Here is a 26,275-nt window from a genome sequence, read left to right on the forward strand (position 1 = left end):
AAGTATTGCTCCCAGATTTTGTAATCAGAAACTGCATAACAAAAACCAAACTATTATTGTCCTATTCATGGTATTCAGCGTATTAAGATAGCTATAGGTCGATGTATATAAAACCGATAAGCTAAATAAAATGAAATTGTAGATGTTGCAATAACGTCCTGAGCTGATGGACAAATTTAGGATAACAAAATGACCAATACCAACTATACCGAGATTTCTAACTCTGACGATTGTGAAAAATATGTGAATCAGTTTATTCAAGATTTTCCAATCCGTTCAGCAGAAATAGGCAAAGGCACCGTCATTAAACGTGCATTACCCAGTCGTCAAAAACGCATGATTGGCGCATGGTGCTTTTTAGATCACGCAGGTCCAGTCGTATTTCCTCAGGGAGATGGATTGGATGTCGGACCGCACCCACATATTGGATTACAAACCTTCACTTGGATGATCGAAGGGACGATGATGCATACAGACAGCATCGGCTCTAAACAATTGATTCGTCCTAAACAAGTGAATCTGATGACTGCGGGTTATGGAATTTCCCATACAGAAGTTGCTCCCGATACTGAAACGAGAATGCATGCTGCACAGCTTTGGATTGCATTGCCTGATGATAAGATCAATATGGCACCGCAGTTTGATCATTATCCAGAATTACCCATTGTAGAGCAGGACCATATTGAATTTACAGTTTTAGTCGGTGAATTCATGAATACCAAATCTCCTGTCAAAGTGCATACGGAATTAGTCGGGATCGATTTTTTTGCAAAAGAATCAACCAAGACACGTATTCCACTGAATCCTCATTTTGAATATGGATTTATGGCATTAGAAGGTGAAGCAACAGTAAATGGTCATGATTTAAATAGTGACAATATGGTGGTGATAGAACCTGGAATTTCACAGATTGAAGTTGAATTACCAAAAGGCTCGCGTTTACTGTTGATTGGTGGAGAACCTTTTGAGTCGCCTATATTACTGTGGTGGAATCTTGTGGGCAGAACACAGGAAGAACTAAAAACGGCAACAGAACAATGGGCAAATCAGGATGCCCGTTTTGGAACGATCCCTGATTATGATGGTCCACGTTTAGAAGCACCGGCATTCCCAGACAAGATGCGAGCATCGAAGTGATGTGCTGCATTGCGCATTGTCGATCTTTAGACAGGGATTCAAACTAAATAATTTGCGTTAAAGGCATGCTTGATTATCCTTTAGCGCAAGTGTTGCGTTTACAAAGTTTTATTTAAACTGGCATTCACTAAAAATTTAAAGATTAAAGGAAAATAAAATGGCAATTATTGCAAATGCAAAGGTAAAAACCTATCCAGAACCATGGTCAGGTGAGGTGGTGAGTGGAAAACATCAACTGATTACCGACAAACCAGAATCATTCGGTGGGCAAGACAAGGGCTTAGCGCCTTATGATTTTATCTGTTCAGGTTTAATTTCTTGTACCATGATTACATTGCGTATGTATGCTCAACACAAAGGGCTTGATTTGGGTGAGTTTACAGTTGAAGCTGATTTTAATGCCAATAAAGAGGGGAAAGAATGGGTCGAGCGTCGCTTGTCTTTTGCCACTCCTTTGTCTGAAGAGTTGCATCAAAAAGTGTTAGACATTTGCCAAAAAACCCCAGTGACCAAGACTTTATTGCGTAGTGTGGAAATCAATACCACGATTATTTAAAAAACGGCTATGTAAAAGATGGTCGTTGTCGCTGATCCGTAAAAGATATTTTGCATAAAAACAAAATATCTTTTTTTCTGCCAGTAAGATTATTCAAAAATTATTTTATTTACAGGTGTTTGCATAAATTTTGTTATAAAACTTATCTTGATTCAAGGCTTTAAACTCTAAATCGTCAAAGGAATAAAAAGCTGCTCCCGTTTCACCATCATGGCTCAAGGTAAGGTCATCAAATTTTTTCACTAATTTGCTGTTTGATGTTTTTCCTGCAAAGTAGTCAGCACCCCGAATGGCGATGGTTTTCTCTTTACAATCCACAATAAGCTGTTTAATAACCGATTGATATGTTGCACCTTGCTCATCTTTTATAGGATGGGCATATTTCTCATAGATGACAGCTTGCTTAAACGAATCACGAATTTTTTGATGTGCATTTACATCAATAAAGGACTCACCCTTATTCTCAAGAGATCCCAGTAACATAAGCTTGGGTTGATATGCATATAGATTTGAACAAATAAAGAAGAAAATTAACGGGATAAGTGACTTCATTTTTATTCTCAGAATAACCAGTATTGAATCTAGAGTATAAACAAAGTTGATAAAAAAATGATTTAAATACAGTAATAGAATTGTTGAAAAGTTGAGATCAATTTATAGTCGAAGGATAAAAACTGAGGCAATACAATGATTACATTACATCACCTAGATCAATCTCGTTCACTCCGTATTATTTGGGCTTTAGAAGAGTTGGGACTTGAATATCAGATTAAGCACTATAAGCGCTTGCCTACTTTCGCTGCGCCCCCTGAGTTAAAAGCAGTTCATCCGCTTGGAAAGTCACCTGTATTGACCGATGGTGACCTGACAATTGCAGAATCTGCTGTGATTTTAGATTATCTTCAAGCAACCTATGATACAAAAAATCGGTTTAAGCCTCAGAATCCTAAAGACTTAATGCAATATAACTACTGGATGCATTATGCCGAGGGTTCTTTAATGCCTTATTTGTTGATGACCTTGGTCATGACCAATATGCCAAAACATGTTCCTTTTTTAATTCGTCCTATTGCAAAGAAAATTTCAGAAGGTGTCCGTGGCGGCTTTAGCAATCCTCGTTTAAAAGAGCATGCAGCCTTTTTGGAAGCTTATTTTAGTCAACATGACTATGCCGCAGGTGAGTTTTCTTTTGCCGACATTCAAATGAGTTTTCCCGTGATTGCCATGCAACAAAGAACCAAAAATAAAACCCCTCGACTGGCTGCATATGCTGAACGAATTCAGCAACGTCCTGCTTTTCAACGTGCTAAACTAAAGAGTGATGATTAAATTTTGTATATCAAGGTGATGGCTGAATGCATTTAATTTTTTTACCAGGCGCATCGGGAAGTACAGAATTTTGGCAACCTGTTATGCAGCAGCTTTCAGCCGATCATCAAAAAACAGTGATGGCCTATCCAAGTTTTGCTGGGCATCCAGAGCATCCGCATATTGATAGTTTTGACGATTTACATGGCTATATTCTCGACCAAATTCAACAGCCCTGTATTGTGATTGCTCAATCTATGGGAGGGGTTTTTGCAGTTCAAGCAGCATTACAAAAACCTGAATTGATCAAAGCTTTGGTTTTGGTTGCAAGCTCTGGTGGAATTGATTTAAGCCCCTTTCAGGTTGCCGATTGGCGAGGCGATTACCAGCAAACATTTGCGGTGCCCAATTGGTTTGTCGATCATCAAACCCATTTAGATGATTCATTATACAAAATAGCGTGCCCAGTCCTGTTGCTCTGGGGCGATGCAGATCCCATTAGCCCTGTGGGCGTGGGTAAATATTTGCATGAAAAAATTCAGCATTCCAGATTGCATATAATTGAACAAGGGAAACATGATTTGGCCAATGTACACGCAAATCAAGTGGCGAGATTAATTCACGATTTTATTTCTGATATAAAGTAAAAGATTTAAGCTGAAGTCGCACATGTCTTTTTCATTTATGTTTACCATAATGACAACTGTGCTTCATCTTGCTGATCTGTCAGTTGGTATAAACCTACCCCGATTAAACGGAATTGGAAATGCTTAGGAATTTGCATTTCGCTTAATAATATTTGAATGACTTGAATCATTTCTTGCTGTGATTGAAGTGCGGTTTTAAAACTTTTACTGTGCTGTAAAACTTGAAAATTCTTGAGTTTTAACTTAACGGTGACACCACGAGCCTGCATGTGTTTTTTTTCTAAACTGAGCCAAACGCGTTCAATTAAATTGTCCCAATAGATTGAGCACTGTTCAAGGCTGAGATCATCATCAAATGTGGTTTCTTTGGAAATTTGCTGACGTTGTCGTTCGGCTTGTACTGGGCGATCATCAATACCTTGGGCATATAAAAACAACTGTCTGCCATATTTGCCAAAATGATGGATCAGTATATTTTCTTCAATTTTTTGCAAATCCCCCAAAGTCTCTAAGTTTAAGCTTTTCAGTTTTTCCTGAGTGACTTTACCGACACCAGGAATTTTTTTCAGGGGTAAATCATGGATAAAATGTTGAACTTGGGTCGGTTTAATGATGCAAATGCCATTGGGTTTATTCCAATCCGAGGCAATTTTGGCAAGAAATTTATTCGGTGCCACACCTGCTGAAGCCGTAAGCCCTGTTTGTTGAAAAATATCAGCTCGAATTCGTTCCGCCACTTCAGTGGCACTGGGAATATTTTGTAAATTTTCAGTGACATCTAAATAAGCTTCATCTAAAGATAAAGGTTCGATAAGCGCAGTGTATTTCTGAAAAATCTCATGAATCTTTACAGAAACGTCACGATACTTTTCAAAATTCGGTTCAATCACATAGACTTGAGGGCAGAGTTTTTTTGCCTGAGACATCGACATGGCAGAGCGTAATCCAAACTGACGCGCTGGGTAGGATGCAGCAGCAATCACAGCCCGAGGATGATGTGAGGAAATCACCACAGGCAGATGCTTTAATTCAGGACGGTCGAGTAGCTCTACAGATGCATAGAATGCATCCATGTCAATATGGATGATTTTTCTCATGAATTACACAGTGTTGAAACGCTGTGTGATTATTCTAACCGATCTTGATTTGTTTCTATTGATGAATTTGAATTTTGTAAAGAATATGCGACAGCTTATGTCATGAATGATCTTGATTACGCTTAATTCAACTTATTTTTCTGTAAAAACTGCTGCCATTGTTCTGCATCACCATAAAATACATTTAAATCGACATTTTTCTCGATGCCTTGAATTTTGCCTTGGTTGCTCTGTTGCCAAAATGTCCATGCACGTTGGTCTTTTAAATCAGGCTTATCTTTATATTCACGAATCCAAATCGGTGTATCTTTAAATTCACCTGTGAGTACCATGTTGTAAAAGATTTTGGAAGTATAAAAAATCGGTTGTTTACCATAATGCTTTTGCAATTGATCATGCATATTTTTGATGTGTTTGATTAATTGTTCTTTGGTATAGGTGTTTATGCAACTGCTGTCATACTCCAAGTCCATCACAGGGGGCAAGGCATTGCTTTTATTTGGCACTGTTTTGATAAAATTTTGTGTTTGAATGTCACCATCGCGACATAAACGAAAGAAGTGATAAGCACCTACGCGCAGACCACGCTCACGTGCTTCTAACCAATACTGCTGAAATTTATCATCTTGATAATCGCCACCTTCAGTGGCTTTGAGATAGACAAACTGATAGTGCTGCGGAGAGATTTTTTTCCAATCAATATCACCTTGATGATGTGATACATCGAAACCACGAATGGTATAATCTTGAGCACCCGCATTTTGTGGATAGAACACAGCCAAGTAACTGGCGATACCCAATAAACTCATACACCCTATACTGGTGATGATGGAACAATATTTAGGCGTATGTTTCACAAAAATAATCCTATCGCCAATGTTATGCGATGTCTAAGTTAATATTTGCATTGCAGTATTGATCATGTGTCGATTGTACGCGTTTTGCTTTGGGGTGCATTATTTGACTACCCAATTGTTCTATAAATTTACACGATGCATATTTTTTGGCACGTACTTGATATTCGGTAATCCAGATTTCTCGGTCAAGCACACGATTTTCTTTAACAGGCCAAACACCTGAACGTAATGCTTCGACACCTATTCTCCACGGTTTGGGGCTGACTCTTGCTCGGAAGCAATTTTGGTTCTTACACATTCGTACATAGTTGGGATCTGCTTGTAGTGCGTTAAAAAGCAATTGAGCCTCTTCACCTCTTGGATCAAATACTTGATGCATCACTAAAACACGATAGCCTTTTGGCGTTCGATAGATACGTAAATGCCATGTAGGATGATGTTGAGAGAAATTACGAATAGACTTTAAGACTTGTTGTTCAGGTTCCCCTATAAACCTATGTTGAATATCTAATAGCATTTCAGCAGTTTGTTTACTGGTTATGATTGAAAGAAGTATTCCTATAGCCAGTACAATCCATGATTGAAATAATAAAGCACTCACAATGCTGATTAGAAAGAGTAAAAATAATCCTGAAAAATACAATCGACTACTCGGGGTGTAATTAAAATCAATATCAGCAAATAGTACATCAGGTGTATTTAGACAGAGTGCACCATAAGAATTACGAGTGATAATTACATCATCTTGTTGATCAATGATTTCTTCACGTATTGGAAGCCCTTCACTCCCATTGTAAGGAATTTTATGGTCAAATTTTCGGATGTTTTGACCTGATCTGAGTTTTTCAAGCGCTTCTGTTGTACGTGTTTTAGCATGCACTTGGGCTTCTTCCATACTCAGATCTGACCATCCAAAGCGTTTAATGGTCATTTGGCGTTTTTCAAGCTGTGTTTTTATTTTAGCCTCAGCCCAGTATTTAGGAATGATCATATAAAATTTCCTTATTATTGATGGATTTAAGTTTTTATAAGTTTAGTCTATGATTTCTTTGGGAATTTGAAAGAATATCAACGCCGTAATGATGTTAATCGCACCTAAGCAAATCAGGGTATAGTGAAATGCTTGTGTAATATGCGCTTCACTAAAATAGCCTGTAAATGCATTGAGTAGAGTACCTGCCAAAGCGATCCCAATACTCATTGATAACATCATAATCATCGATAAAAAGCTATTCCCACTACTGGCGTCCTGTTGTGGGAGATCTTTAAGCGTAAGGGTATTCATGGTCACAAACTGTAATGAGTTGAGTACACCAAAAATAAAGAAATGCACTACACCTAACCATGTCGGAGTATCTGCTGTATGTAACGCAAAACTGGCAATACATGCACCGATCAATAAAGTATTGACCAGTAGAAATGGACGATAACCAGTACGTTGTAAAATCGGGCGAATGATGGGTTTAGAAAATAATGAACCAAGTACAATCGGGGTCATCATTACCCCAGTCATAAAAGGTTCCATTTTAAAGGCGACTTGAAGCATCAGTGGCAAAATAAAAGGAACCGCATTTCCACCAAAGCGCGCAAAGAAATTACCGAGTACACCGATGGTATAGATTTTATTTTTAAACAGTCGACTACGAAACAATGCATTTTTATGGGTATGGGCATGATAGGCATAGACCAATGCTGAGATTATCCCTGCGAAAAGTAAGCCTAAGCTCAGGCTTCTGGAGATTTCATTGCTGGCAATATTTTCAATCCCTAAAGCCATGCCCACCATTGCGATTGCCAATAGGATAAAGCCACTGAAATCAAAGGATTTTACTGATGCTTCAGCCACATTGGGCATGGCTTTAAAGGTGACAAAAGTGCCTAAAATACCGATGGGTAAATTAATCAAAAAAATCCAGTGCCAAGAGGCATATTCGACCAACCAACCGCCTAAGATCGGACCCATTAATGGACCGAGTAAACCTGCTAAGCTCATCAAACTCATTGCAGAAAGAAACTGCTCACGAGGGATGATTTTTAACATGGCGAGTCGCCCGACTGGAACCAGTAATGCGCCACCGATACCTTGAATAACTCGAAATACAATAAGCAAATTGAAGTCATTGGACAGTGCACAGCCCAATGAGGCAGCGGTAAAAATCACGATTGCTGCAAAGAAAATATTTCGTACCCCAAAGCGATCTGCCAACCAACCGCTTAAAGGAATACACGCAGCAACCGCCAAGACATAGCTAATCACGATGCCATGCATTTTTAATGGATTTTCTTGCAGGCTTTCTGCCATAGCAGGCAAAGCGGTATTGATAATCGTGGTATCTAAGCCTTGCATGAAAAAGCCGATCGAAACTAAAAAAACCAATAAATAGAATTTAGGTTGGAGTTTACTGTGCGATGGCGTAGTCGTCATAGAACTTAAATAATCCCATTTTGTGAATATTTTAAAACAATCATCTGACTAAATCTGTATGAAATCGTTGCTTTATATTGAATCAGGTGAAGTATTCAATTGAATGTTCAAGAAATTGCCATAAAACTGTAATCTGCTTGTCATGGAACTTACACCCATGATGAATACATTAAGCCAAATTAAACAAAAAATGGGCTGTTTATGAACATAAAAGTTTCAGCATTGTGTTTAGCAATGCTTTCTGTTGGTTTAGTGGCATGTAATGATGATAATAAAACAACAGCGCCAACGGTTGAAGAAACCACACCTGAAAGCATTAATTTAAGCTTATTGGGACGTTATGAAACGGGTATTTTTGCTGAAAGTGCAGCAGAGATTCCGGCATATGATGCAACAACAAAACGGGTGTTTGTGGTCAATGCCAAGAAAGGTTTAGTTGATGTATTAGATGTGTCTAAACCCGAAACGCCTGTGCATATTGGTGAGCTTTCGGCCCGTGAAGCTTTAGCTGATTCAGAAGTAAATTCAGTTGCGATTAAAAATGGCATTGTGGCACTTGCTGTTCAAGCCAAACAAAAAACAGATAAGGGCATTGTGGCTTTTTTTAATGCCAAAGATTTGAAATTGATCAGTACAGTCGAAGTTGGTGCTTTGCCTGATATGCTGACATTTAGCCTAGATGGTAAAACTGTTTTGGTGGCAAATGAGGCTGAACCCAATGATGACTATAGTATTGATCCTGAAGGTTCAATCAGCATTATTGATATCAGCAACATTCAACGACCAACCGCCAGCCTTGCCGATTTTAAAGCATTTAATGATAAAAAAGCCGATTTGATTAAATCGGGTGTACGTATTTTTGGTCCTAAAGCGACAGTTGCACAAGATCTAGAGCCAGAGTACATCACCATCAGCAATGATGGGAAAACCGCTTGGGCGACCTTACAAGAAAATAATGCCATTGCCAAAATTGATATCGTTGCTAAAAAAGTGACTGATATTTTTCCATTAGGTTATAAAGATCATGGGCTTGCCAATAATGCGCTAGATGTCAGTGATAAAGATGGAAAAATTAATATCCAAACTTGGCCAGGTTTGGTGGGGATGTATCAACCTGATTCAATTGCCCATTATCAAGTCAATGGGGCAAGTTATTTGGTCACCGCCAATGAAGGTGATTCACGTGAGTGGCTAAAAGACTCAACAGCTTATTATGCTGGAGATCAAAGTAAAGGTTTTGCAGAAGCAATTCGAATGAAACACCTGTTTAATGTCAAAGGTTTCAATAATAAAGGCGATTATCCTGCTCATTTGACTAATCTTGCCGCAGGTGTAAAAGGTGCCAAACTAGATGCAACAGTTTTTGCCTATTGTGGTGCAACAGCGACTGATCCAGGCATGTGCCGTGATGATACACAATTAGGACGTTTAAACATTGCTTGGAATATGGGTTATCAAACCAACACGGATGGCTCACCAAAATTGGATGCCAATGGATTATTGACCTATAGCAAACTTTATAGCTATGGCGCGCGTTCTTTCAGTATTTGGGATGCACAAGGCAAGTTAGTTTGGGATTCAGGCAGTGAATTTGAGCGTAAAGTTGCTGAGCTATTTCCAAATTATTTTAATAGTGATCATGAAGCGGCGGCTTTTGATGACCGAAGTGACAATAAAGGGCCTGAGCCTGAAGGTTTAGCGCTGGGTACAATTGGTAAAAAAACCTTTGCCTTTATCGGCTTAGAGCGCCAAAGTGGGATTATGGTTTATGATATTAGTAATCCACAAAAGCCTGTGTTTATACAGTATTTTAATAATCGTACCTTTAAACAGGATCAGGTTTATAAAGATGCCAAAGGTCAGCCAATCTTAAACAAGGATGGCAAGCAGATTCTGATTGAGAAAAGTGATTTAGGTCCTGAAGGACTGACGTTTGTCTCTGCCAAAGATTCACCAAATGCAAAGCCTATGTTGATTGTGGGTAATGAAGTCAGTGGCAGTACAGCAATTTATCAGATTAACTTAAAATAGCGGTTTAATGTATTCTGTTGCGAGTGAAAGAGTGCTTTGGCACTCTTTTTTATTTTTTGAAGATGACACTTTTAGAAATTAAATAAATATAAAGACTTACAGCATCCTATTTCTTATTAAGGAAATCCCTCAGGGATTGCGAGCTGACACAAGAGAAAAAATATTCCAGCAATGAAAAACAACCACATTGAGGTCTTTCTATTCACACGCTTAAATATTGGTATTAATCTAAAAAATCCTGGAAAGCTTAAAACAAGAATAGTGAATACTAGAAAAAAAAGGCTCAAGTATCCTGAAATTAAAAAGATTTCATAAGTGTATTTTCCTAACATATCTCAACCTATTATTTAATTTTACTATCTAAAAAGCCTTTATCTTTCGTATCTAAAATTAAATGACCATTTCGATAAACAACTCTACGCATCCACATATAACTTTGCTCACTAATTTTTGTTGAAGAGCCATTAATTCGTGGGTTTGACTGAGTCGTATGCCCAATGACATACGACTTTATTTTTCCTGCATTATATAAATACCTAGAAAATGCGGCAGATAAGTTATTAGAATCGTGTGGGTCTTCTGCGGTATTGCAACCCTGTATTTCAATTTTGGCATCATTCATAAAACCTTTAAAATTAATCTTTTTAAGGTCACTTACACCAAAATTTGCACTTTTAAACAGTCCTCTAATCCATTTTAGATCATAAATACTCCATTTAATTCGGTCATTATCAGTATCAGACTCTCTTACGGAAACCATCCACAAATGGTTTTGACCACCATGTGTAAAAATATCTAATGATTTAATACTATTTTCAGGCTGCCTATTAATTAAGTCTATGAGATCCTGATATATTTTTATTTCGCGAATAAATATATTATATTTACTTCCATCCCGAGCTTTATACATCCTTTGTAAGTTATTAGCAGTAGCTTTAAACGTGTTTATATCACTTGTACTGTAAGCCCCGCCCCAAACAATAATTCTATTTTTTCGATCTACTTTAATGTTTTGAGTTGACCCCGGTTTTTGATTCGTATTAGCTGTACCTGTTGGATTAACCATTGTTATGGTTCTCCATCATAAATTCAGCATCATCGCCCAGCCATATTTCTAGATCATTTGCTGTATTTGTAATTATACGTGGAGTTTTTCCTTCATAATCAGTGTATCCCTTAAATATTTGTCCATCTTTTGATTTGATGTAATAAGCTGTGTCAGGTATAAAATTACCTTCATGATCTATAGCAACTATCTGCTCATCGAATACTTTTGCAAAATTATTGTTTGTAAATGCTGAGTTCTTAGTATTACTTCTGCTAATATCTTTACCGCTTTCACGAACGGCAAGACTTTGATTTGGGAAGAAAGTAGCGCCACATGTCGTCTTATCTCCAGCCATTATTGCTGTTCTTGTACCAACAACAACGAAACCCTTACCTAATGATATTGCGCTGGCCATCACTTTACATTTTGGACAAAAGTGTTTCATGCCCTCAAGATGAATAGCTTTACTATCTATAATAAATGAATTATCCACTTCAACAACAATGCCACCATGGTCAGTCTTTGCGCCTAAAGTTATAAATGCGTTCATTTTTGATTATCCAGTATTATTAAATTATATGGGAAGTTTTTCTAAAATGTTATTTTATACATTTTTTGTCTAGAATCAAAAACAGCTTTTTATTGGTTTATATTTTTTTAATAAATTCATTCTTTTCTGATTATTCTTTCATAATTTTATCTTTCTTAACTAAGGCTCAAACTTAAACATTACAACCATTTCAGTATATGTAACACGGCTATGTTTGTAGCTCTCATTAAATTATTAGTTTGATTCTTTTTAGCAGTATTTTATTTATGTTTCCAACGCCCACTATCCCTAAATTACTATATGTAATAATAGATAGTGGGAAAGTATTGAATCTATAAATTACTGATCTAAGCCCAACCACTGTCTTTGATGATAAGCGCTATCCCAGAACAACCATTCTAATTCAGCGCCTTTGGTATAGGCTTTATGCATTTTCTCAAGGGTATGTGCATCGCAATGTTCTGCAATACGGTCAATCGTTGCTAAAACATTTTTAACTGCTTCGTTAAACTCTTCACCCGAATAGGTATCGATCCATGCTTGATATGGATTATTGGCAATAGATTTACTCACAATATCTTTTCCAACTTCTGCATAAATCCAGAAGCAAGGCAGTAACGAAGCCAAAACCACAGGATAGCTTTCAGACCAAGCCGTCGCAGTTAAAAAAGCAGTGTAGTGATGGCAGGCAAGGGTAAGCGGGGTATTCTCAAAGTCAGCTTTGCTAATCCCAAAATCTTTCATAAATCCATCGTGTAGGCTACGTTCAACCACAATCGCTTCTTTCGCACCTTGGGTAAATTGGATGATATCGTCAGCATCAAATGCTTTTGCGCCACAGACAGCCAATGCACGACCATAAGCCACCAGATAATGCGCATCCTGAATCACATAATGACAAAAAGCTTCTTTGTTTAATGAGCCTGTCGCAAGTTCTTGGTTAAATGGAAGCGCTAAAGTTTTGTTATATAAAGCAAGATTACGTTGCCATACGTCTTGAGAAAAAGACATGTCATTTTCCTATGCAATGATTCAAGTTATAAAATGATTTCAGTTTGCAAGACTATAACAACTCTAAATTGCTTTAGGTATTTGAATGCAGAAAATTCGGCTGTATTTGCATAAAAATATGACAAAGAACTTTGGATAAATGTGAAAAAGTCGTCATAATGTGCGCATTAAAAACGCGATTTTTATTTCAGTTTTCTGATTCAAAAACTATTCTCCGTAGGTCGAATTCCCATGATGAAACATTTTGGTTTCTCAATATTTTTTACGATCGTGTGTTTGGCAATCTCTGCATATTGGGGCTTTACCCATGGTCCAAATGCAGGCGTGCAAGCCATGCTCTCTGCACTGACTATTACGGCAATTCTTGCTGTGATGGAAGTGTCTCTGTCTTTTGACAATGCTGTTGTAAATGCATCTGTACTGCGTAATTGGGATCATTTCTGGAAAATGATCTTTTTAACTGTTGGTATTTTGATTGCTGTGTTTGGTATGCGACTGGTATTTCCTGTTGTGATTGTTGCAGTCACAGCGGATATGGGCATGTTTGATGTTGTGAAAATGGCATTAAATGATCCAATTCAATACTCAGAAAAATTATTGGCACATCATGCTGAAATCGCCGCTTTTGGTGGTTCATTTTTGTTGTTGGTATTTTTAAACTTTTTCTTGGATGAAGGCAAAGATACCCATTGGTTTAAATGGATTGAAAAGCGTTTAGCCAACTTAGCCAATGTACCAGCAATGTCGGTATTCCTTGCTTTAGTTGCATTGCTGATTATGGCTGCAAATGTAGATGAAGCGAAACGCCTTGTGGTCACAATGGCAGGTATCTGGGGCATCGTGATTTATATCGGTGTACAAGTACTCAGTCATTTACTGGGTGGCGAGCCAGAAGTGGATGAAGACGGCAATGCTGTGGGTCATGATGCCAATGGTGCACCTACAGGTGTGATCAAAGCTGGTATTGGTGGCTTTATTTACCTAGAAGTCTTAGATGCATCGTTTAGTTTTGACGGCGTGATTGGTGCGTTTGCGATTACCTCTGATGTTGTCATCATTATGCTTGGTTTGGCCATTGGTGCGATGTTTGTCCGTTCAATGACAATCTACTTGGTCGATAAAGGTACACTTGATGCCTATATCTACCTTGAGCATGGTGCACATTATGCCATTGGTGCTTTGGCATTTATTATGATTGCAAGTGGTACAGGTTTACATGTACCTGAGGTGGTAACAGGTTTGATTGGTGTTGCCTTTATTGTTTGGGCAGTCATTGCATCAATTCAATATAACAAGCGAATTGAACAACAGAGTTAATCCTTTTTTAAGAAAAGAGATTACAATACAAGAGCACTTTAACAGTGCTCTTTTTTATGCTCAATGTTTCCACAAAGTTGCCACAATATGCGATGATGTGTTTGATAAATAGCTCGCCAGTTTTGATAAGCCAGTAGATATGATGAATCCTTTAGAACGCCGCTCGACCTTTGCATTAAGTAGTATTTTTGCTTTACGCATGTTGGGGTTGTTCATGATTATCCCTGTGTTTGCGGTGGTTGGTCAGTCTTATCAGTATGCCACACCTGCTTTGATCGGTTTAGCGGTCGGTGTCTATGGCCTCAGCCAAGCACTTCTGCAAATTCCTTTTAGCTTATGGGCAGATCGTTTTAGCCGTAAACCTTTGATTGTTTTTGGCTTACTGCTATTTGCTTTGGGTGGTGCTGTTGCGGCAATGTCTGAAACCATTTATGGGGTCATTATTGGCCGTGCGATTGCTGGCGCTGGCGCTGTATCTGCGGTTGTTATGGCTTTGTTGGCTGATGTCACCCGTGAAGAGAATCGAACCAAAGCCATGGCTGTGATGGGCATGAGTATCGGATTGTCTTTTGTTGTGGCTTTTAGTTTAGGGCCTTGGCTCACCAGTTTGGTGGGGATTTCAGGACTATTCTGGGTAACAACAATTATGGGATTATTGGCAATCCTCATGTTGTTTATGGTGCCTAAAACTACCCGTCATCATAAAAACTTTAAACAAGGTTATCTGCATCAGCTCAAACAAGTCTTAAAAATGGGCGATTTGAATCGTCTGCATGTTTCAGTTTTTGCGCTGCACTTATTGCTTACCGCAATGTTTGTTTATGTACCTTCTCAATTGATCAATTTTGCTGGGATTCCTTTGGCGCAACATGGCATTGTTTACTTGCCTTTGTTGGTCATCAGTCTGTTCTTTGCATTTCCGAGCATTATTCTGGCTGAAAAATACCGTAAAATGCGCAGTATTTTTCTAACGGCAATTGCGGGAATTATCGCGGGATTAGTCGTTCTGATTTTTGGTTATGAATCCAAATATGTCTTGTTGTTAGGCCTTGGATTATTCTTTATTGCCTTTAATGTCATGGAAGCATTACTCCCTTCCTGGTTGTCTAAAGCAGCACCGATCCAATCCAAAGCAACAGCGATGGGTGTTAATGCAAGTGCTCAATTCTTAGGGGCTTTTTTTGGTGGGACACTTGGTGGGCAATTAATTTTGCTCAATAATACAACAATGGGTTGGAGTGTCTTATCAGCTATTGCTATACTTTGGTTGCTCATTAGTTTTGGGCTAGCTCAACCACGATATTTAACATCAATCGTATTACGATTGCCTGAGGATAAACAAACCGATAATTGGACTTCTCAGTTGTTGTCAATTCGTGGTATTGAGGAAGTTGTGGTTATGTCTGACCAGCAAGTTGCGTATATAAAGGTTGATAAACAGCAAATTGATGATGCTGCGCGACAACATTTAACGCAGTTGTTTGGGAAAGAGGTAGCCATTTAAACATAACTCTTATAAAGTAAAACATAGAATCGAATAGGAAGATAACATCTAATGCGTGGTGTAAATAAAGTTATTTTAGTTGGTACTTTAGGTCGTGATCCTGAGACTAAAACTTTCCCAAATGGGGGTTCTCTCACTCAATTTTCAATTGCGACAAGTGAATCTTGGACAGACAAAAATTCCGGTGAAAGAAAAGAACAAACGGAATGGCATCGTATTGTATTGCACAACCGTTTAGGTGAGATTGCACAGCAGTATTTACGTAAAGGTTCAAAAGTTTATATTGAAGGTTCTTTACGTACCCGTCAGTGGACGGATCAAAATGGTCAAGAGCGCTATACCACTGAAATTCGTGGCGAACAAATGCAGATGCTTGATAACAACCGTCAACAAGGTGAAGGCGCTGCTGCTGACAATGGTGGTTATAACCAACCACGTTTCAATAACAACCAGCAAGGTGGTTTTAACAACAACCAAGGCGGTGGCGGTTATGCGAATCAAGGTAATCAAGGTGGTGGTTACGGCAATGCCAATCCACAAGGTGGCTATGGCAATGGCGGAAACAATGTAAACCAAGGTTTTCAATCGCCTAAACCTGCAGCTGCACCATCAGCACCTACTGCTGCCCCTGCGGATTTGGATGATGACTTACCGTTTTAATTGATAAAAACGGTCAAGCTTTATCAAAACCCTTTGTGAAAACAAAGGGTTTTTTTATGAATCTCATGATTTGGTTTTAGACAATCACTTTTTTTCTGAAACCCACATGGTAATCACGGCTTTAAACACCAGATTATTTTGCGTGTCTTTAACCTCCACATTGACCAAATAATCACTACCTTGATTCCACTGAAAATTGCTTTCAACAGGTGTGGCAATCGCAATTAAATCAGTTTCAGCCTTCTTTAAATATTCAACCGTCATCCCTTTGGGAATCCAACGATGCGTGGAAGGCACAGTTACGTCGGTCATGGTTCCACCAGCCAGTTCAGCCATATTGCACATGGCAATTGCATGGACTGTACCAATATGATTGAGTACAGCACGGTGTTTTTTGATTTTAATTTCAGCATAATTCGTTTCAAGTCGTTCAAAAACAGGAGAAATACTGCTGAAATAAGGCGCTTTTAAGCACAATAATTTTGAAAATGTCCATTTGCCAGCAGGCTTATTTTTAAATCTATTCCACAGTTTTAGGGTTTGGCTCATTGTTGTATTCCTTATTTAGCTTACAGAATATTATTCTAATACAGAATTAAATTCTGTTATTGGCTCGACAGACGATTTGAATCGCGTAAAATGTCATATAGAAAATGCTTAAATAAAATCAAAGGCTGTACATGAATAATCAAAGTTTGTTGGAACGTCGTTATAGTGGACGTCGTGCAGAATTAAAACGTGTGATTTTAACGGAAGCATTAGCCTGTTTTTTAGAATATGGGATTGAAACAACAACAATAGAAATGATCCGTGAACGTGCGCAAACCAGTGTGGGGGCGATTTATCACCATTTTAAAAATAAAGAAGGTTTAGTGGCAGCCCTGTATATTTTAGCCATAGAAGACCAAGCAGAACGCCGTGATCAAGCATTATTGTCTGCACAAAGTCTACAGCAGGGTATCCAAGTGATGACAGCAAGTTATATAGACTGGGTGATGGATTATCCTGATTTCGCTAGATTTTTATATACTGCCAATTTTAGTATTTCTAAAAGTTCTCAGCGTGATCAGCTAAAACAGCAGAATCATTTACGTAATCAGCACTTATTGGCTTGGATGAAACAGCAACCCGATTATGGGGTGATCGAGAACATTCCCCATGAATTATTATTGTCATTTATGGTTGGATCGACAGAAAGTTATTGTCGGGCATGGTTGTCAGGTAAAGTGAAAGCTACGCCAAAAGTTTACCAAGCAGCATTGGCACATGCGGCTTGGTGCAGTTTAGAAAGCGTATATCAGCAACAACAAGGTTGAATAACCAAGCTTGTTAAATCATGGATGCTATGATTAAAAAATTCGTGAGCTTTGCATATAGTGCGTTGTGACTTGATCTAAGTGATTAAGAATGGTCGCACGATCTTGAGTTTGAATTGCTGTGTCCAGTTGCTGCATATAGCCTAGCAATTGGTTTTTTGCTTTTGCCGCAAATTCAGCAGTAATGGCTTGATCTTCATAAAGTAAGACATAGTTTTTGGCAAAACCATAAATCATAAAAATCGCCGTTTTCTCAAAATCAGACTCAGAATGAGCAATTTGAGATTCACAGTTTATTTTCAGTTGTTTAAAAGCGTCTGTACCAAAAGGAAGGTTTTGGAATTGCTCCAAAAGAATTGAGAACGTCATTTTTTAAAGTCCACTCAAAAAGAAAATCTATAGAGTAAAAGGCGAAAGGTCAAGCAAAGTTTGAAATAATATTTTCGATTAAACCAAGCCAACAGATTGGAAAAATAAATCTATAAAACCGATTATTTTTATTAAAAACTCCAGTTTTACCGATTTAATAATATTTCGTATAGTGATTTCACAGATAAGCAATCCCTGAAACCTATTGAAGGAAGACCAAATGAGTTTGATCAATACTGAAGTTAAAGCATTTAACGCAACTGCATATAAAAATGGTGAATTTATCGAAGTGTCTGAAAAAGACTTCTTGGGTAAATGGTCTGTGGTATTTTTCTATCCTGCTGACTTTACTTTTGTCTGCCCAACAGAGTTAGGCGATCTAGCAGATAACTATGCTGAATTCCAAAAAATGGACGTAGAAATTTACTCAGTTTCTACCGATACACACTTTACTCATAAAGCGTGGCATGACAACTCAGATGAAATCAAAAAGATCCAATATCCAATGGTGGGTGATCCAACTTGGGCTTTGGCAAAAAACTTTGAAGTGTTGATTGAAGCTGAAGGCCTTGCAGATCGTGGCACTTTCGTGATTGATCCTGAAGGTAAAATTCAAATTATTGAAATCAATGCTGGTGGCATTGGACGTGATGCACAAGAATTACTACGTAAAGTGAAAGCAGCACAATATGTACACGCACACCCAGGCGAAGTATGTCCTGCAAAATGGAAAGAAGGCGATGCAACACTTGCACCTTCAATTGATTTGATCGGTAAAATCTAATCATTGCCTAGGATTAGAATTGAAAAACCAGAAGTTTAACTTCTGGTTTTTTATTGTTCGCTTGGCTTTATAAAATATAACCATCGTGTTTAGGTGCATAGGCACGAATACCATCGACTAAATCTTCAATTAATTTTTCCATGACTAAGCGTTGACCTTTGCGTGATGCATAGACCAACTGTACAACACCGATATTGGAACACCACTCTGGTAACAGATGGATTAAACGTCCTGAAGCAATGTCTCGTTCTACCGTTAAATAGGGAAGATCAGCAATACCTAAGCCATCGAGTACCGCATAATACGCGCCCATTAAGTCATTGCTTTTGACCCGAGGCTGTAACGGAATATCAATTTCTTCACGTTGCTGAATATGATGTAAATGCCAATGATAGTTTTGTTTATCTGTACCTAATACAATGGTTGGAAATTCACAAAGTTCTGTGACATGTTGAATTTCACGATCGCCTAAAAGTTCAGGACTAATCACTAAACAGTGCGTGGTTTTAATCACATCTCTAACGATAATGCTGGAGTCTTCATTGCTTGAAAAGTTAGTACGAATGGCCAAATCAATATCATCATGCAGCACATCGATACGTCGACTGGTGAGTGCTAATTCAACCCGAACTTTGGGATATTTTTTTAAAAACTGATTTAGAATCGGTCGAATTTGATGTTCCATCATCACCGGTGGGCAACTAATTTTAATTAGTCCCTGTAATTCAATTTCTTGTTTTAATAAGACATTCTGAGCATTATCTGCCTGTTCAATAATCTTTGCACATTCCTCAAAGAATTCTTGTCCTAGTGGTGTGACTTTAAAATGCCGTGTCGAGCGTTGAATCAGAGTCACATTAAATTTGGCTTCTAAATCCAGAATACGTCGGCTCAGTTTAGACTTGGTGATATTACTGGCTTCACTCGCAGCACTAAATCCACCATGTTTTACCACCAGATAGAAATAATAGTAGTCATCAAAAGAGTGCACAGCTTCATCTCAGGTGTGTTGATGATAAAATAGTATCATTAATAGGAAAATATTTTAAAATTTGTACAAATAAAATGCACAAACAAAAGCGAGGAATGCAAAGACTTAAATTCCTCGCGACAACGATTGTCTTATTTTTGAGAAGTGTTTTGTGTGTAGCTGTTGATCAGATTACGATAGTCAGGGATATGGTTACCAAATAGCGTACCTAAACCTTCAATATCATTACGCCAATCGCGATGTAGCTCACATGAGGCACCAAACCAAGTCATTAATTGTGCACCTGCATTGCTCATACGGTCCCACGCTGAGTCACGTGTCAGCGGGTTAAATGTTCCTGAAGCATCAGTGATCACAAAGACCTCAAAGTCTTCTTCAAGGGCAGAAAGTGCAGGAAAGGCAACACAAACCTCGGTGACAACACCCGCAATAATCAGTTGTTTTTTACCTGTTGCTTTTACCGCTTTGACAAAGTCTTCATTGTCCCAAGCGTTGATTTGACCAGGGCGAGCGATATAAGGCGCATCTGGAAAAAGCGCTTTTAACTCGGGTACCAGTGGGCCATTGGGACCATCTTCAAAACTGGTGGTCAGAATGGTGGGAAGGTTAAAATATTGAGCCGCCGCAGCCAGTGCCAGAACATTGTTTTTAAACTTATCTGGGTCAATGTCGCGGACTAAAGAAAGTAATCCAGTTTGATGATCGACTAACAATACCGCAGCATCATCTTTGTTTAAACGAACGTAAGGTTTTCCCATTTTTTATATCCTTGAAGTCACTAAAATTTAAATTGTGCTTAAATACAAAACAAATTATTTTGCATGGATTTCATGTTACGTGGCTTAATCATGATAATTAAGCCTATAAACTGAGATTAATAATCTCATAAATAAGATGATTGATTAAAAACTACGCTGTGCCGTCGCTATTGAATATCCTATATTTGGGATTCAGCGTATTGGTAGATTGCTGTATTGATCACTTTAAAAAACCTAAAATGGATTCATATTAAAGCCTAGAGATAGGAGTATTGAGATGAAAAGAATTATTGGTGTATACCGCAATCAAAATATGCATTGGGTCGGTGATGGCTTTCCTGTAAAAAACTTGTTTTCTTATGATCGTTTAGGTCAAGCGATTAGTCCTTTTTTATTATTGGATTATGCAGCGCCTTATACCTTTGCACCTAGCCATGAACAGCACGGTGTAGGTTCACATCCACATCGTGGTTTTGAAACAGTGACACTCGCCTATCAAGGTGAAGTTACCCATAAAGACTCCCATGGTGGCGGTGGAACCATTAAAACAGGTGATGTGCAGTGGATGACTGCGGGTGCAGGCTTGGTTCATGAAGAATTCCATTCACATGAATTCACTGAAAAAGGTGGAATCTTTGAAATGGTTCAGCTTTGGGTGAATTTACCTGCGGCCGATAAAATGACCCAACCTAAGTATCAAGCAATTTCTGCGCAAGATATTCCTGTGATTCATTTTGATGACGATGCAGGCCACTTACGTGTGGTTGCTGGGAAATACGCTGAACAACAAGGCGCTGCTTCAACCTTTAGCCCAGTCAATGTTTGGGATGGTCAGCTTAAAGCGGGTCATGAGCAAATTATTCATGTGCCGGTTGACCACAATACTTTGGTGGTTGTACTCGAAGGTGAAATGCTGCTCAATGGTACACAAAAGGTACTTGATAGCTCGATTGTCATGTTTGAAAAAGATGGCGATGCAGCAATTCAACTTGAAGCGGTGCAAGATGCTAAGTTTTTGGTCCTTACAGGTAAACCACTGAATGAGCCAATCCAAGGCTATGGTCCATTTGTAATGAATAGCAAAGAAGAAATCGTGCAAGCGTTTAACGATTTCAATAATGGCAAATTTGGTGAAATTGTAGCGGAAGCTTAGTTGATGTTGATGAAAGGTATTTGTGTATAACGGATACCTTTCATGTCTTTAGCCTATAAGTTCAGCCATGTATGAGATATCGAGAAGTCAAAAAGCGGATTGTAAAATCCGCTTTTTTTATATTTAAAATTTTTAGCATCAAAAGGTCAGAAATTTAAAAAAAGAAAAGAGCTTTGCTCTTATCGAACAGAAGCTCTCTTACGCTGTAGTTTTTTTCTTTAGATGATTATGTCTTGTTTTGATTGGGTTGTTTTGTTATTCGCGCATCATAATTAATTAAAAATGTGAAGTAAAGCACAATATATTTCATTTGGTTAATTTATATCCGTTGTTTCAGTATTTTTTGTATGCCGTCATTTTACAAGTGGTGCAATTGATCTGCTTAAAAAGCAAATTCAAAGTAAAAAAAAGGATCTCTATTCCACACTATAGAGATCCTTTTTATGCTGTAGTTTCTTTTATTGTGTGTGTTGTCATAATTATTTGTTTTTATTGTAAATGTGAATTATTTATCGTTTTTATGCTGTAAATAATAATTAATAAATTGGCATTTGTAAATGTTTTTTTAATAAATAGTTAAATTATCTGTATGTTTTTAACAGTATTTTTTTATATATATAAATATCAATCAAGTATAAGCAGGGTGTCGCACAGGAGCTTGGTCTAAAACCACTAAAATTAAATAAACACCGAGGAATGGAGATTTTTCCTAAAAAATTTCCAACAAAAAAAGTTAAAACTGGAACTTTTTAATACCGTGATTTAATCGGCTATAGCTCATAATAAAAAAAATGGTTACGCACGGATAATAACTTTGGATATTGCAGTGATTGGTAGTGGTATGGCTGGCCTGGCCACCGCAAGAATTCTTAAAGATGCAGGTCATAACATTACCATCTTCGAAGCATTACCTGGTCGTGGTATGGATAGTCACAGCATTGAGTTTGAAGGTGGTCTAATTGATGCACCTTTGCGCGTGATGAATCAGCATTTATGGAAAAATACACTGAGCCTTGCAACACACCTCGGCATAAAAACCTTTCCAGTGCGTACCTTTATGGCATGCAGTTGGTTATTTGAAGATAAAACAGAAACTTGGTTGACCACATCACGTACCCGTATTGGTAATTTCCCTATTATCAATAACCGTAAAGGGATTAAGCAGTATGGTTGGCGTTTAGTCAAAGGGATGTTGCAGCTTAAAACCGCCATTTCTCAATTTTTTAAATCTAAAAATCAAGACATTACCCTTGCTGATTTTATCAATCACAATGACATTGAAGAAGTATTTTGGCATGGTGCAGTAATGCCTGTGCTTTATACCATTTGCACCTGCGACCCTAAAACTATTGGTGAATGGCCTGCAAAACCGCTCTTAATCTTTTTAAAGCAATTAACCGATGGTGATGCTTTATTGCGTTTACATGGTGGAACACCTGCTTTTGTCGATAAATTGATTGAAGGTATTGATATTCATAGCGGTTCTGAAATCACCAAAGTTGAGGAACAGGGTAATGCTGTTCTGGTTGAAAATGCACAAGGTGAGCAATTTCAATTTGACCGTGTGGTGGTTGCAACACCGACCAATAAATTAGAAAACTTTTTAAATAAACAACAATTTGCTGATGATATCGCTTTATTGCAAAAATTTAAGTTTGAGCAAGGCGAATTGGTCATGCATACCGATGCATCTGTGATGCCGCCAAATCGTAAAGATTGGGCTGTGTTGAGCTATATGATGGATCGTAAATTTACCAAACAACAATTCACAGTTTGGCTGAACTCGATTGAACCAAGTCTGGTGGGTAAATCTCCAGTGTTCCAAACATGGCGTCCTGTGACCAGCATCGATCCGAAGAAAGTCATTTCTACAGTGACCTTAACCCGTGCTGTGGTGGATTCTGAAACAGTAGCATTGAACATTGAGTTGCAAGCGCGTCATAAAGTCGCCAACCGCAAAGTATTCTATTGTGGCTCATGGTCATGTGATGGTTTGCCAATTCTTGAATCTGCGGTAACTTCTGCAATGCATATCGCAGAAATTTTTGGTGCACCATTGCCATTTGTAGGATTAAAACCTAAAGTTGAGGTGGCTCCGCAACTTGGCTATTAAAGCCCAATGAATTCATATAAAGCTTAATGAATTCATAACTGAATAAGTGAATGATTTAAAATGAAATGGCTTCAAGCGATTCAGCAAAAACTTCCAAAACATAAATATGCAATCGATGCAAAAATGTTAGGAGATAATGCTGAGTGTGCTTGGACCAATCTAGGCTATTGGGATGAAGCTACATCCTCTTACCCTCAAGCCTGCCAGCAACTTGCTGAACGACTTGCACACGCGGTACAGCTTAATCAACATGATCGGGTACTGGACTTAGGCTGTGGTCAGGGTGCTAGTTTAAAATACTGGTTAGAACACTACCAAATTCAAGACTTAGAAGCGGTTGAGTTACAACAACAGTGTGTCGATAAAATTCAAAAACAACTCCCGCAAATTAAGGCGATTCACTGCCAATCTTTTTTAAATTTAAATACGCTTTTATTGACGCAACCTTTTGATGTGGTGTTGTGTATTGATGCGGCTTACCACAGTGATTTAAGTTTATTTTTAAATTCAGTCGTCCCAATTTTAAATTCAAAAGGTCGTTTGGGTTTTCATACGTTGATGCTTTCAGACACAGTTTTAAATTCAAAACAAAAAATGAAATATAAATGGCTACTTAAAGCCGCTGATGTCGATTTAAAATCACTGATGACCGCGACTCAAATCAATCATGCCCTGCAACAGCATGGTCTTGAGCAAATCGCGCTAGAAGATCTCTCTACAGCAGTATTGGCTGGCTTTAGTCAATATATTGCGACAAGAGCGAAAACAGAGCGTGGAGGGCTAGATCAGCTCAAAATACAAATGACCGCAAAACTTTGTAAAAGGTTATTTGAAGAGGGAATTGTTCGATATATACAGCTCAGCGCGGTCAAAACATAATTTTTATTATTTGTGATGAGATCAAGCAGATCAAAAAATTATAAGTAAATGCCTAAGCCAAAAACAACAAAGCCTCACTAAAAAAGCGAGGCTAAGTAAAAATGGTGCCGGCACACGGATTCGAACTGTGGACCTACTGATTACAAGTCAGTTGCTCTACCAACTGAGCTATGCCGGCAACGTGGCGAGAATTTTACAGAATATTTATAAGATTGCAAGCCAAAAAATAAACAATTGAATAATCGTTAATATTTATAGTCTTAGCGATGGGGTCTTGGTTCGAAGCTGATAATGCCGTGTGGTATGAATGCTTAGATTTTTAGAGAGCAAAGGGTTTTTCCGCTTTTAATTTGCGGGCAGACAAAATAGCAAAACATGGACTCGACCTAGCTATCTCTTTGACTTATTGAAAAACAATGATCTTGACGGAGTCTTGCTGAGCTTTCATCCAATTTCTGGATCAGCCTGCGGCTCGCCCTACTTTTGTTTCGACAAAAGTAGGCAAAACCATTGTCATCCGCAAAACTCGTCGGCCACCAGCAACTCATTCAATGAATCGCAGAAACAACATTTTATAAATGGAGTCCTGCCTCAGACAGTTGCGGATGACGTTTCCGCGTATCATATTTCATCAAGAACTTTATATTGAACTCAGGTTAACAAAGATAACTAGAGCAATGATTAGTAATCGCTTTAATCTTCCGACTAAAAAGGCTTACGGAGGGGTAAGCCTTGAGTATTTAGGGTTAAATCAATAAATCTTTATCAGTTTTGAAATATAGACTTATTTTCTCCTTAAAATATGATCCAGATCTTGTGCGCATTCTTCTAGGGTGATTGCCATATCTATTTGCATTTGGGGTTTCAATTCGTTTGCGAGTTTTCTCCATTGCTCAATCAATTGGATAGCTTTCTGAATTTTATGCTTATTTACATCTTTGGCAATAGTTGGGGTGTATCCACCACGTTTAGCATTTTTGACTTGTCTTACATAATTGGCGCTGTTATTCATTGTCACTCCCGAATAGCAGTTTTATGCTTTTAACTTGTTTGAATCGCTAATAAGTACCGCATCATGATTATCTTAAGAGAACGTTACATCTATATGATTTTTATTTTGTATTTCACCTCCTTTGAATCGTGCTAGAAGTTCTTTTCACTTGATACTAATTCAAGAAAGTTGGAATTGAAATAGTCAATTGTCTTTTTAGTTGAGTAGATATGTATCTATTTGCTTCAAAAAATAGCTCAAATATCGTATAACTAAGTTAAGTAAAAACTAGAACAATTGAAAATGAAACGATTCAGTATTTTATTATTATTGGTTTCTGTCGCACATGCTGAAGCTCCTAAAGAATGTCAGTTACTTGAACAGACCTCCGAAATGTTAATGCAGTTACGTCAAAACGGTTTATCGCTGGATGATGTTGATTTTAATCCTGAAGCATTGTCTGCAAAAGAACAGGTATTGTTAAAAGGTATGATTGACGATGCAAAGGGTGTCCCAATTTATCAAATTCCTTTAACTCGACAAAAAGCCATTGATGATTTTAAACTCAAGTGGCAAGAGGTGTGTCAGTCTGCGGATGTTGTGATGCCAACTGAGTCGAGATAAAGGATTGTTTTTTATTTCGGCTATAGGGTTATGGTTAATAGAGGGGTTGGTCGCGCTATAGAAATATGACCAGATGCAATTCTAAGCGATCATGTTACCGCTCAAGCTAGCGTACAAGTAAGCGATCAAGTTTAGATAAGCTGAAAAGC

At 38.0% G+C, this 26,275-nt stretch carries 27 protein-coding genes and 1 tRNA gene; 14 read left to right on the plus strand and 14 right to left on the minus strand.

What is annotated here, in order from left to right; all coding sequences use genetic code 11:
* Positions 1-189 precede the first annotated feature (189 nt).
* Together M2R48_RS18220 and M2R48_RS18225 are read left to right on the plus strand one after the other, a co-directional pair.
* Complete coding sequence (locus M2R48_RS18220) at positions 190-1,137, plus strand: pirin family protein (RefSeq protein WP_034611289.1); 948 nt, start codon at positions 190-192, stop codon at positions 1,135-1,137.
* A gap of 157 nt (positions 1,138-1,294) precedes the next feature.
* Positions 1,295-1,693, plus strand: coding sequence for an OsmC family protein (locus M2R48_RS18225; protein WP_004718587.1), 399 nt, complete (start codon positions 1,295-1,297; stop codon positions 1,691-1,693).
* Between the two features lie 105 nt (positions 1,694-1,798).
* On the opposite strand, the gene M2R48_RS18230 is transcribed toward M2R48_RS18225, so the two are convergent.
* Entirely contained in the window at positions 1,799-2,245 is a 447-nt protein-coding gene (locus M2R48_RS18230) for a surface-adhesin E family protein (protein ID WP_262087053.1), read from the minus strand.
* 135 nt (positions 2,246-2,380) lie between these two features.
* Here M2R48_RS18230 and M2R48_RS18235 point away from each other — a divergent pair, with 135 nt between their 5' ends.
* Positions 2,381-3,022 carry a glutathione S-transferase family protein gene (locus M2R48_RS18235; RefSeq protein WP_262087054.1) on the plus strand — a complete coding sequence of 214 codons (642 nt, stop codon included), beginning with the start codon at positions 2,381-2,383 and terminating at the stop codon, positions 3,020-3,022.
* 26 nt (positions 3,023-3,048) lie between these two features.
* Entirely contained in the window at positions 3,049-3,648 is a 600-nt protein-coding gene (locus M2R48_RS18240) for an alpha/beta fold hydrolase (protein WP_262087055.1), read from the plus strand.
* A 41-nt stretch (positions 3,649-3,689) separates the two neighbouring features.
* Here the strand turns inward: M2R48_RS18240 and dinB are convergent, their stop codons facing one another.
* The 4 genes from dinB to mdtD form a co-directional block, all read right to left on the minus strand.
* Positions 3,690-4,745 (minus strand): DNA polymerase IV, encoded by a 1,056-nt coding sequence (gene dinB / locus M2R48_RS18245; RefSeq protein ID WP_262087056.1) that lies wholly within the window; start codon positions 4,743-4,745, stop codon positions 3,690-3,692.
* A gap of 122 nt (positions 4,746-4,867) precedes the next feature.
* A complete protein-coding gene (locus M2R48_RS18250) occupies positions 4,868-5,554 on the minus strand; it encodes a glycoside hydrolase family 25 protein (RefSeq protein WP_262087530.1) in 687 nt (228 codons plus the stop codon).
* Positions 5,555-5,624: 70 nt separating this feature from the next.
* Complete coding sequence (locus tag M2R48_RS18255; protein WP_262087057.1) at positions 5,625-6,593, minus strand: hypothetical protein; 969 nt, start codon at positions 6,591-6,593, stop codon at positions 5,625-5,627.
* Positions 6,594-6,635: 42 nt separating this feature from the next.
* Positions 6,636-8,027 (minus strand): multidrug transporter subunit MdtD, encoded by a 1,392-nt coding sequence (mdtD, locus tag M2R48_RS18260; protein ID WP_262087058.1) that lies wholly within the window; start codon positions 8,025-8,027, stop codon positions 6,636-6,638.
* A 201-nt stretch (positions 8,028-8,228) separates the two neighbouring features.
* On the opposite strand from mdtD, the gene M2R48_RS18265 reads away from it, so the two are divergent.
* Complete coding sequence (locus M2R48_RS18265; RefSeq protein WP_262087059.1) at positions 8,229-10,058, plus strand: choice-of-anchor I family protein; 1,830 nt, start codon at positions 8,229-8,231, stop codon at positions 10,056-10,058.
* Positions 10,059-10,401: 343 nt separating this feature from the next.
* Here the strand turns inward: M2R48_RS18265 and M2R48_RS18270 are convergent, their stop codons facing one another.
* From M2R48_RS18270 to tenA, 3 genes are all read right to left on the minus strand, one after another.
* On the minus strand, positions 10,402-11,124 hold the full coding sequence (locus M2R48_RS18270; protein ID WP_262087060.1) for a hypothetical protein: 723 nt from the start codon (positions 11,122-11,124) through the stop codon (positions 10,402-10,404).
* Entirely contained in the window at positions 11,117-11,656 is a 540-nt protein-coding gene (locus tag M2R48_RS18275; RefSeq protein WP_262087061.1) for a PAAR domain-containing protein, read from the minus strand. Before M2R48_RS18275 ends, M2R48_RS18270 begins: the two co-directional genes overlap by 8 nt.
* A gap of 339 nt (positions 11,657-11,995) precedes the next feature.
* Positions 11,996-12,667 (minus strand): thiaminase II, encoded by a 672-nt coding sequence (gene tenA, locus M2R48_RS18280; RefSeq protein WP_262087063.1) that lies wholly within the window; start codon positions 12,665-12,667, stop codon positions 11,996-11,998.
* A gap of 234 nt (positions 12,668-12,901) precedes the next feature.
* On the opposite strand from tenA, the gene M2R48_RS18285 reads away from it, so the two are divergent.
* The 3 genes from M2R48_RS18285 (at position 12,902) to ssb (ending at position 16,148) form a co-directional block, all read left to right on the plus strand.
* Positions 12,902-13,984, plus strand: a complete 1,083-nt coding sequence (locus M2R48_RS18285) for a DUF475 domain-containing protein (RefSeq protein ID WP_171066888.1) — start codon at positions 12,902-12,904, stop codon at positions 13,982-13,984.
* A gap of 139 nt (positions 13,985-14,123) precedes the next feature.
* Entirely contained in the window at positions 14,124-15,488 is a 1,365-nt protein-coding gene (locus M2R48_RS18290; protein WP_034611303.1) for an MFS transporter, read from the plus strand.
* 51 nt (positions 15,489-15,539) lie between these two features.
* On the plus strand, positions 15,540-16,148 hold the full coding sequence (ssb, locus tag M2R48_RS18295; protein ID WP_004718569.1) for a single-stranded DNA-binding protein: 609 nt from the start codon (positions 15,540-15,542) through the stop codon (positions 16,146-16,148).
* Positions 16,149-16,232: 84 nt separating this feature from the next.
* On the opposite strand, the gene M2R48_RS18300 is transcribed toward ssb, so the two are convergent.
* Entirely contained in the window at positions 16,233-16,697 is a 465-nt protein-coding gene (locus M2R48_RS18300) for a hotdog fold domain-containing protein (RefSeq protein WP_262087064.1), read from the minus strand.
* A 131-nt stretch (positions 16,698-16,828) separates the two neighbouring features.
* Here M2R48_RS18300 and M2R48_RS18305 point away from each other — a divergent pair, with 131 nt between their 5' ends.
* Entirely contained in the window at positions 16,829-17,464 is a 636-nt protein-coding gene (locus M2R48_RS18305) for a TetR/AcrR family transcriptional regulator (protein WP_262087065.1), read from the plus strand.
* A 33-nt stretch (positions 17,465-17,497) separates the two neighbouring features.
* On the opposite strand, the gene M2R48_RS18310 is transcribed toward M2R48_RS18305, so the two are convergent.
* The gene (locus M2R48_RS18310) at positions 17,498-17,833 is read right to left on the minus strand and encodes a hypothetical protein (protein ID WP_262087067.1); all 336 of its coding nucleotides are present in this window, start codon (positions 17,831-17,833) and stop codon (positions 17,498-17,500) included.
* A gap of 220 nt (positions 17,834-18,053) precedes the next feature.
* Between M2R48_RS18310 and ahpC the strand changes: the two genes are divergently transcribed.
* A complete protein-coding gene (gene ahpC, locus M2R48_RS18315; protein WP_262087069.1) occupies positions 18,054-18,617 on the plus strand; it encodes an alkyl hydroperoxide reductase subunit C in 564 nt (187 codons plus the stop codon).
* A gap of 67 nt (positions 18,618-18,684) precedes the next feature.
* On the opposite strand, the gene M2R48_RS18320 is transcribed toward ahpC, so the two are convergent.
* Both M2R48_RS18320 and ycaC read right to left on the minus strand, forming a co-directional pair.
* Complete coding sequence (locus M2R48_RS18320; RefSeq protein ID WP_262087071.1) at positions 18,685-19,608, minus strand: LysR substrate-binding domain-containing protein; 924 nt, start codon at positions 19,606-19,608, stop codon at positions 18,685-18,687.
* A 131-nt stretch (positions 19,609-19,739) separates the two neighbouring features.
* Entirely contained in the window at positions 19,740-20,366 is a 627-nt protein-coding gene (ycaC, locus tag M2R48_RS18325) for an isochorismate family cysteine hydrolase YcaC (RefSeq protein WP_004818434.1), read from the minus strand.
* A 277-nt stretch (positions 20,367-20,643) separates the two neighbouring features.
* Between ycaC and M2R48_RS18330 the strand changes: the two genes are divergently transcribed.
* From M2R48_RS18330 to M2R48_RS18340, 3 genes are all read left to right on the plus strand, one after another.
* Positions 20,644-21,519: a pirin family protein gene (locus M2R48_RS18330; RefSeq protein WP_004718553.1), complete on the plus strand. Its 876-nt coding sequence runs from the start codon at positions 20,644-20,646 to the stop codon at positions 21,517-21,519.
* A gap of 814 nt (positions 21,520-22,333) precedes the next feature.
* Positions 22,334-23,632: an FAD-dependent oxidoreductase gene (locus tag M2R48_RS18335; RefSeq protein WP_034611315.1), complete on the plus strand. Its 1,299-nt coding sequence runs from the start codon at positions 22,334-22,336 to the stop codon at positions 23,630-23,632.
* Positions 23,633-23,692: 60 nt separating this feature from the next.
* Positions 23,693-24,511 (plus strand): SAM-dependent methyltransferase, encoded by an 819-nt coding sequence (locus M2R48_RS18340; RefSeq protein ID WP_262087073.1) that lies wholly within the window; start codon positions 23,693-23,695, stop codon positions 24,509-24,511.
* Between the two features lie 102 nt (positions 24,512-24,613).
* Here the strand turns inward: M2R48_RS18340 and M2R48_RS18345 are convergent.
* Together M2R48_RS18345 and M2R48_RS18350 are read right to left on the minus strand one after the other, a co-directional pair.
* Positions 24,614-24,689: transfer RNA gene (locus M2R48_RS18345), tRNA-Thr, on the minus strand.
* Between the two features lie 606 nt (positions 24,690-25,295).
* Positions 25,296-25,523 (minus strand): hypothetical protein, encoded by a 228-nt coding sequence (locus tag M2R48_RS18350; protein ID WP_004718547.1) that lies wholly within the window; start codon positions 25,521-25,523, stop codon positions 25,296-25,298.
* Between the two features lie 282 nt (positions 25,524-25,805).
* Here M2R48_RS18350 and M2R48_RS18355 point away from each other — a divergent pair, with 282 nt between their 5' ends.
* Entirely contained in the window at positions 25,806-26,126 is a 321-nt protein-coding gene (locus tag M2R48_RS18355; protein WP_262087075.1) for a hypothetical protein, read from the plus strand.
* The last annotated feature ends 149 nt before the right edge of the window (positions 26,127-26,275 follow it).

This window comes from Acinetobacter sp. I-MWF (genome assembly GCF_025433935.1).
Taxonomy (GTDB): Bacteria; Pseudomonadota; Gammaproteobacteria; order Pseudomonadales; family Moraxellaceae; genus Acinetobacter; species Acinetobacter guillouiae.

Excerpts from the sequence above, each read along its gene's own strand:
- M2R48_RS18265 (WP_262087059.1), top strand. The coding sequence starts at position 8,229 with ATGAACATAAAAGTTTCAGCATTGTGTTTAGCAATGCTTTCTGTTGGT.
- M2R48_RS18290 (WP_034611303.1), top strand. The coding sequence starts at position 14,124 with ATGATGAATCCTTTAGAACGCCGCTCGACCTTTGCATTAAGTAGTATT.
- tenA (WP_262087063.1), bottom strand. The coding sequence starts at position 12,667 with ATGTCTTTTTCTCAAGACGTATGGCAACGTAATCTTGCTTTATATAAC.
- M2R48_RS18330 (WP_004718553.1), top strand. The coding sequence starts at position 20,644 with ATGAAAAGAATTATTGGTGTATACCGCAATCAAAATATGCATTGGGTC.
- M2R48_RS18285 (WP_171066888.1), top strand. The coding sequence starts at position 12,902 with ATGAAACATTTTGGTTTCTCAATATTTTTTACGATCGTGTGTTTGGCA.
- ycaC (WP_004818434.1), bottom strand. The coding sequence starts at position 20,366 with ATGGGAAAACCTTACGTTCGTTTAAACAAAGATGATGCTGCGGTATTG.
- M2R48_RS18220 (WP_034611289.1), top strand. The coding sequence starts at position 190 with ATGACCAATACCAACTATACCGAGATTTCTAACTCTGACGATTGTGAA.
- M2R48_RS18250 (WP_262087530.1), bottom strand. The coding sequence starts at position 5,554 with ATGAGTTTATTGGGTATCGCCAGTTACTTGGCTGTGTTCTATCCACAA.
- M2R48_RS18255 (WP_262087057.1), bottom strand. The coding sequence starts at position 6,593 with ATGATCATTCCTAAATACTGGGCTGAGGCTAAAATAAAAACACAGCTT.
- mdtD (WP_262087058.1), bottom strand. The coding sequence starts at position 8,027 with ATGACGACTACGCCATCGCACAGTAAACTCCAACCTAAATTCTATTTA.
- M2R48_RS18305 (WP_262087065.1), top strand. The coding sequence starts at position 16,829 with ATGAATAATCAAAGTTTGTTGGAACGTCGTTATAGTGGACGTCGTGCA.
- M2R48_RS18355 (WP_262087075.1), top strand. The coding sequence starts at position 25,806 with ATGAAACGATTCAGTATTTTATTATTATTGGTTTCTGTCGCACATGCT.
- M2R48_RS18230 (WP_262087053.1), bottom strand. The coding sequence starts at position 2,245 with ATGAAGTCACTTATCCCGTTAATTTTCTTCTTTATTTGTTCAAATCTA.
- M2R48_RS18300 (WP_262087064.1), bottom strand. The coding sequence starts at position 16,697 with ATGAGCCAAACCCTAAAACTGTGGAATAGATTTAAAAATAAGCCTGCT.
- M2R48_RS18310 (WP_262087067.1), bottom strand. The coding sequence starts at position 17,833 with ATGACGTTCTCAATTCTTTTGGAGCAATTCCAAAACCTTCCTTTTGGT.
- ssb (WP_004718569.1), top strand. The coding sequence starts at position 15,540 with ATGCGTGGTGTAAATAAAGTTATTTTAGTTGGTACTTTAGGTCGTGAT.
- dinB (WP_262087056.1), bottom strand. The coding sequence starts at position 4,745 with ATGAGAAAAATCATCCATATTGACATGGATGCATTCTATGCATCTGTA.
- M2R48_RS18225 (WP_004718587.1), top strand. The coding sequence starts at position 1,295 with ATGGCAATTATTGCAAATGCAAAGGTAAAAACCTATCCAGAACCATGG.
- ahpC (WP_262087069.1), top strand. The coding sequence starts at position 18,054 with ATGAGTTTGATCAATACTGAAGTTAAAGCATTTAACGCAACTGCATAT.
- M2R48_RS18350 (WP_004718547.1), bottom strand. The coding sequence starts at position 25,523 with ATGAATAACAGCGCCAATTATGTAAGACAAGTCAAAAATGCTAAACGT.
- M2R48_RS18275 (WP_262087061.1), bottom strand. The coding sequence starts at position 11,656 with ATGAACGCATTTATAACTTTAGGCGCAAAGACTGACCATGGTGGCATT.
- M2R48_RS18270 (WP_262087060.1), bottom strand. The coding sequence starts at position 11,124 with ATGGTTAATCCAACAGGTACAGCTAATACGAATCAAAAACCGGGGTCA.
- M2R48_RS18240 (WP_262087055.1), top strand. The coding sequence starts at position 3,049 with ATGCATTTAATTTTTTTACCAGGCGCATCGGGAAGTACAGAATTTTGG.
- M2R48_RS18340 (WP_262087073.1), top strand. The coding sequence starts at position 23,693 with ATGAAATGGCTTCAAGCGATTCAGCAAAAACTTCCAAAACATAAATAT.
- M2R48_RS18235 (WP_262087054.1), top strand. The coding sequence starts at position 2,381 with ATGATTACATTACATCACCTAGATCAATCTCGTTCACTCCGTATTATT.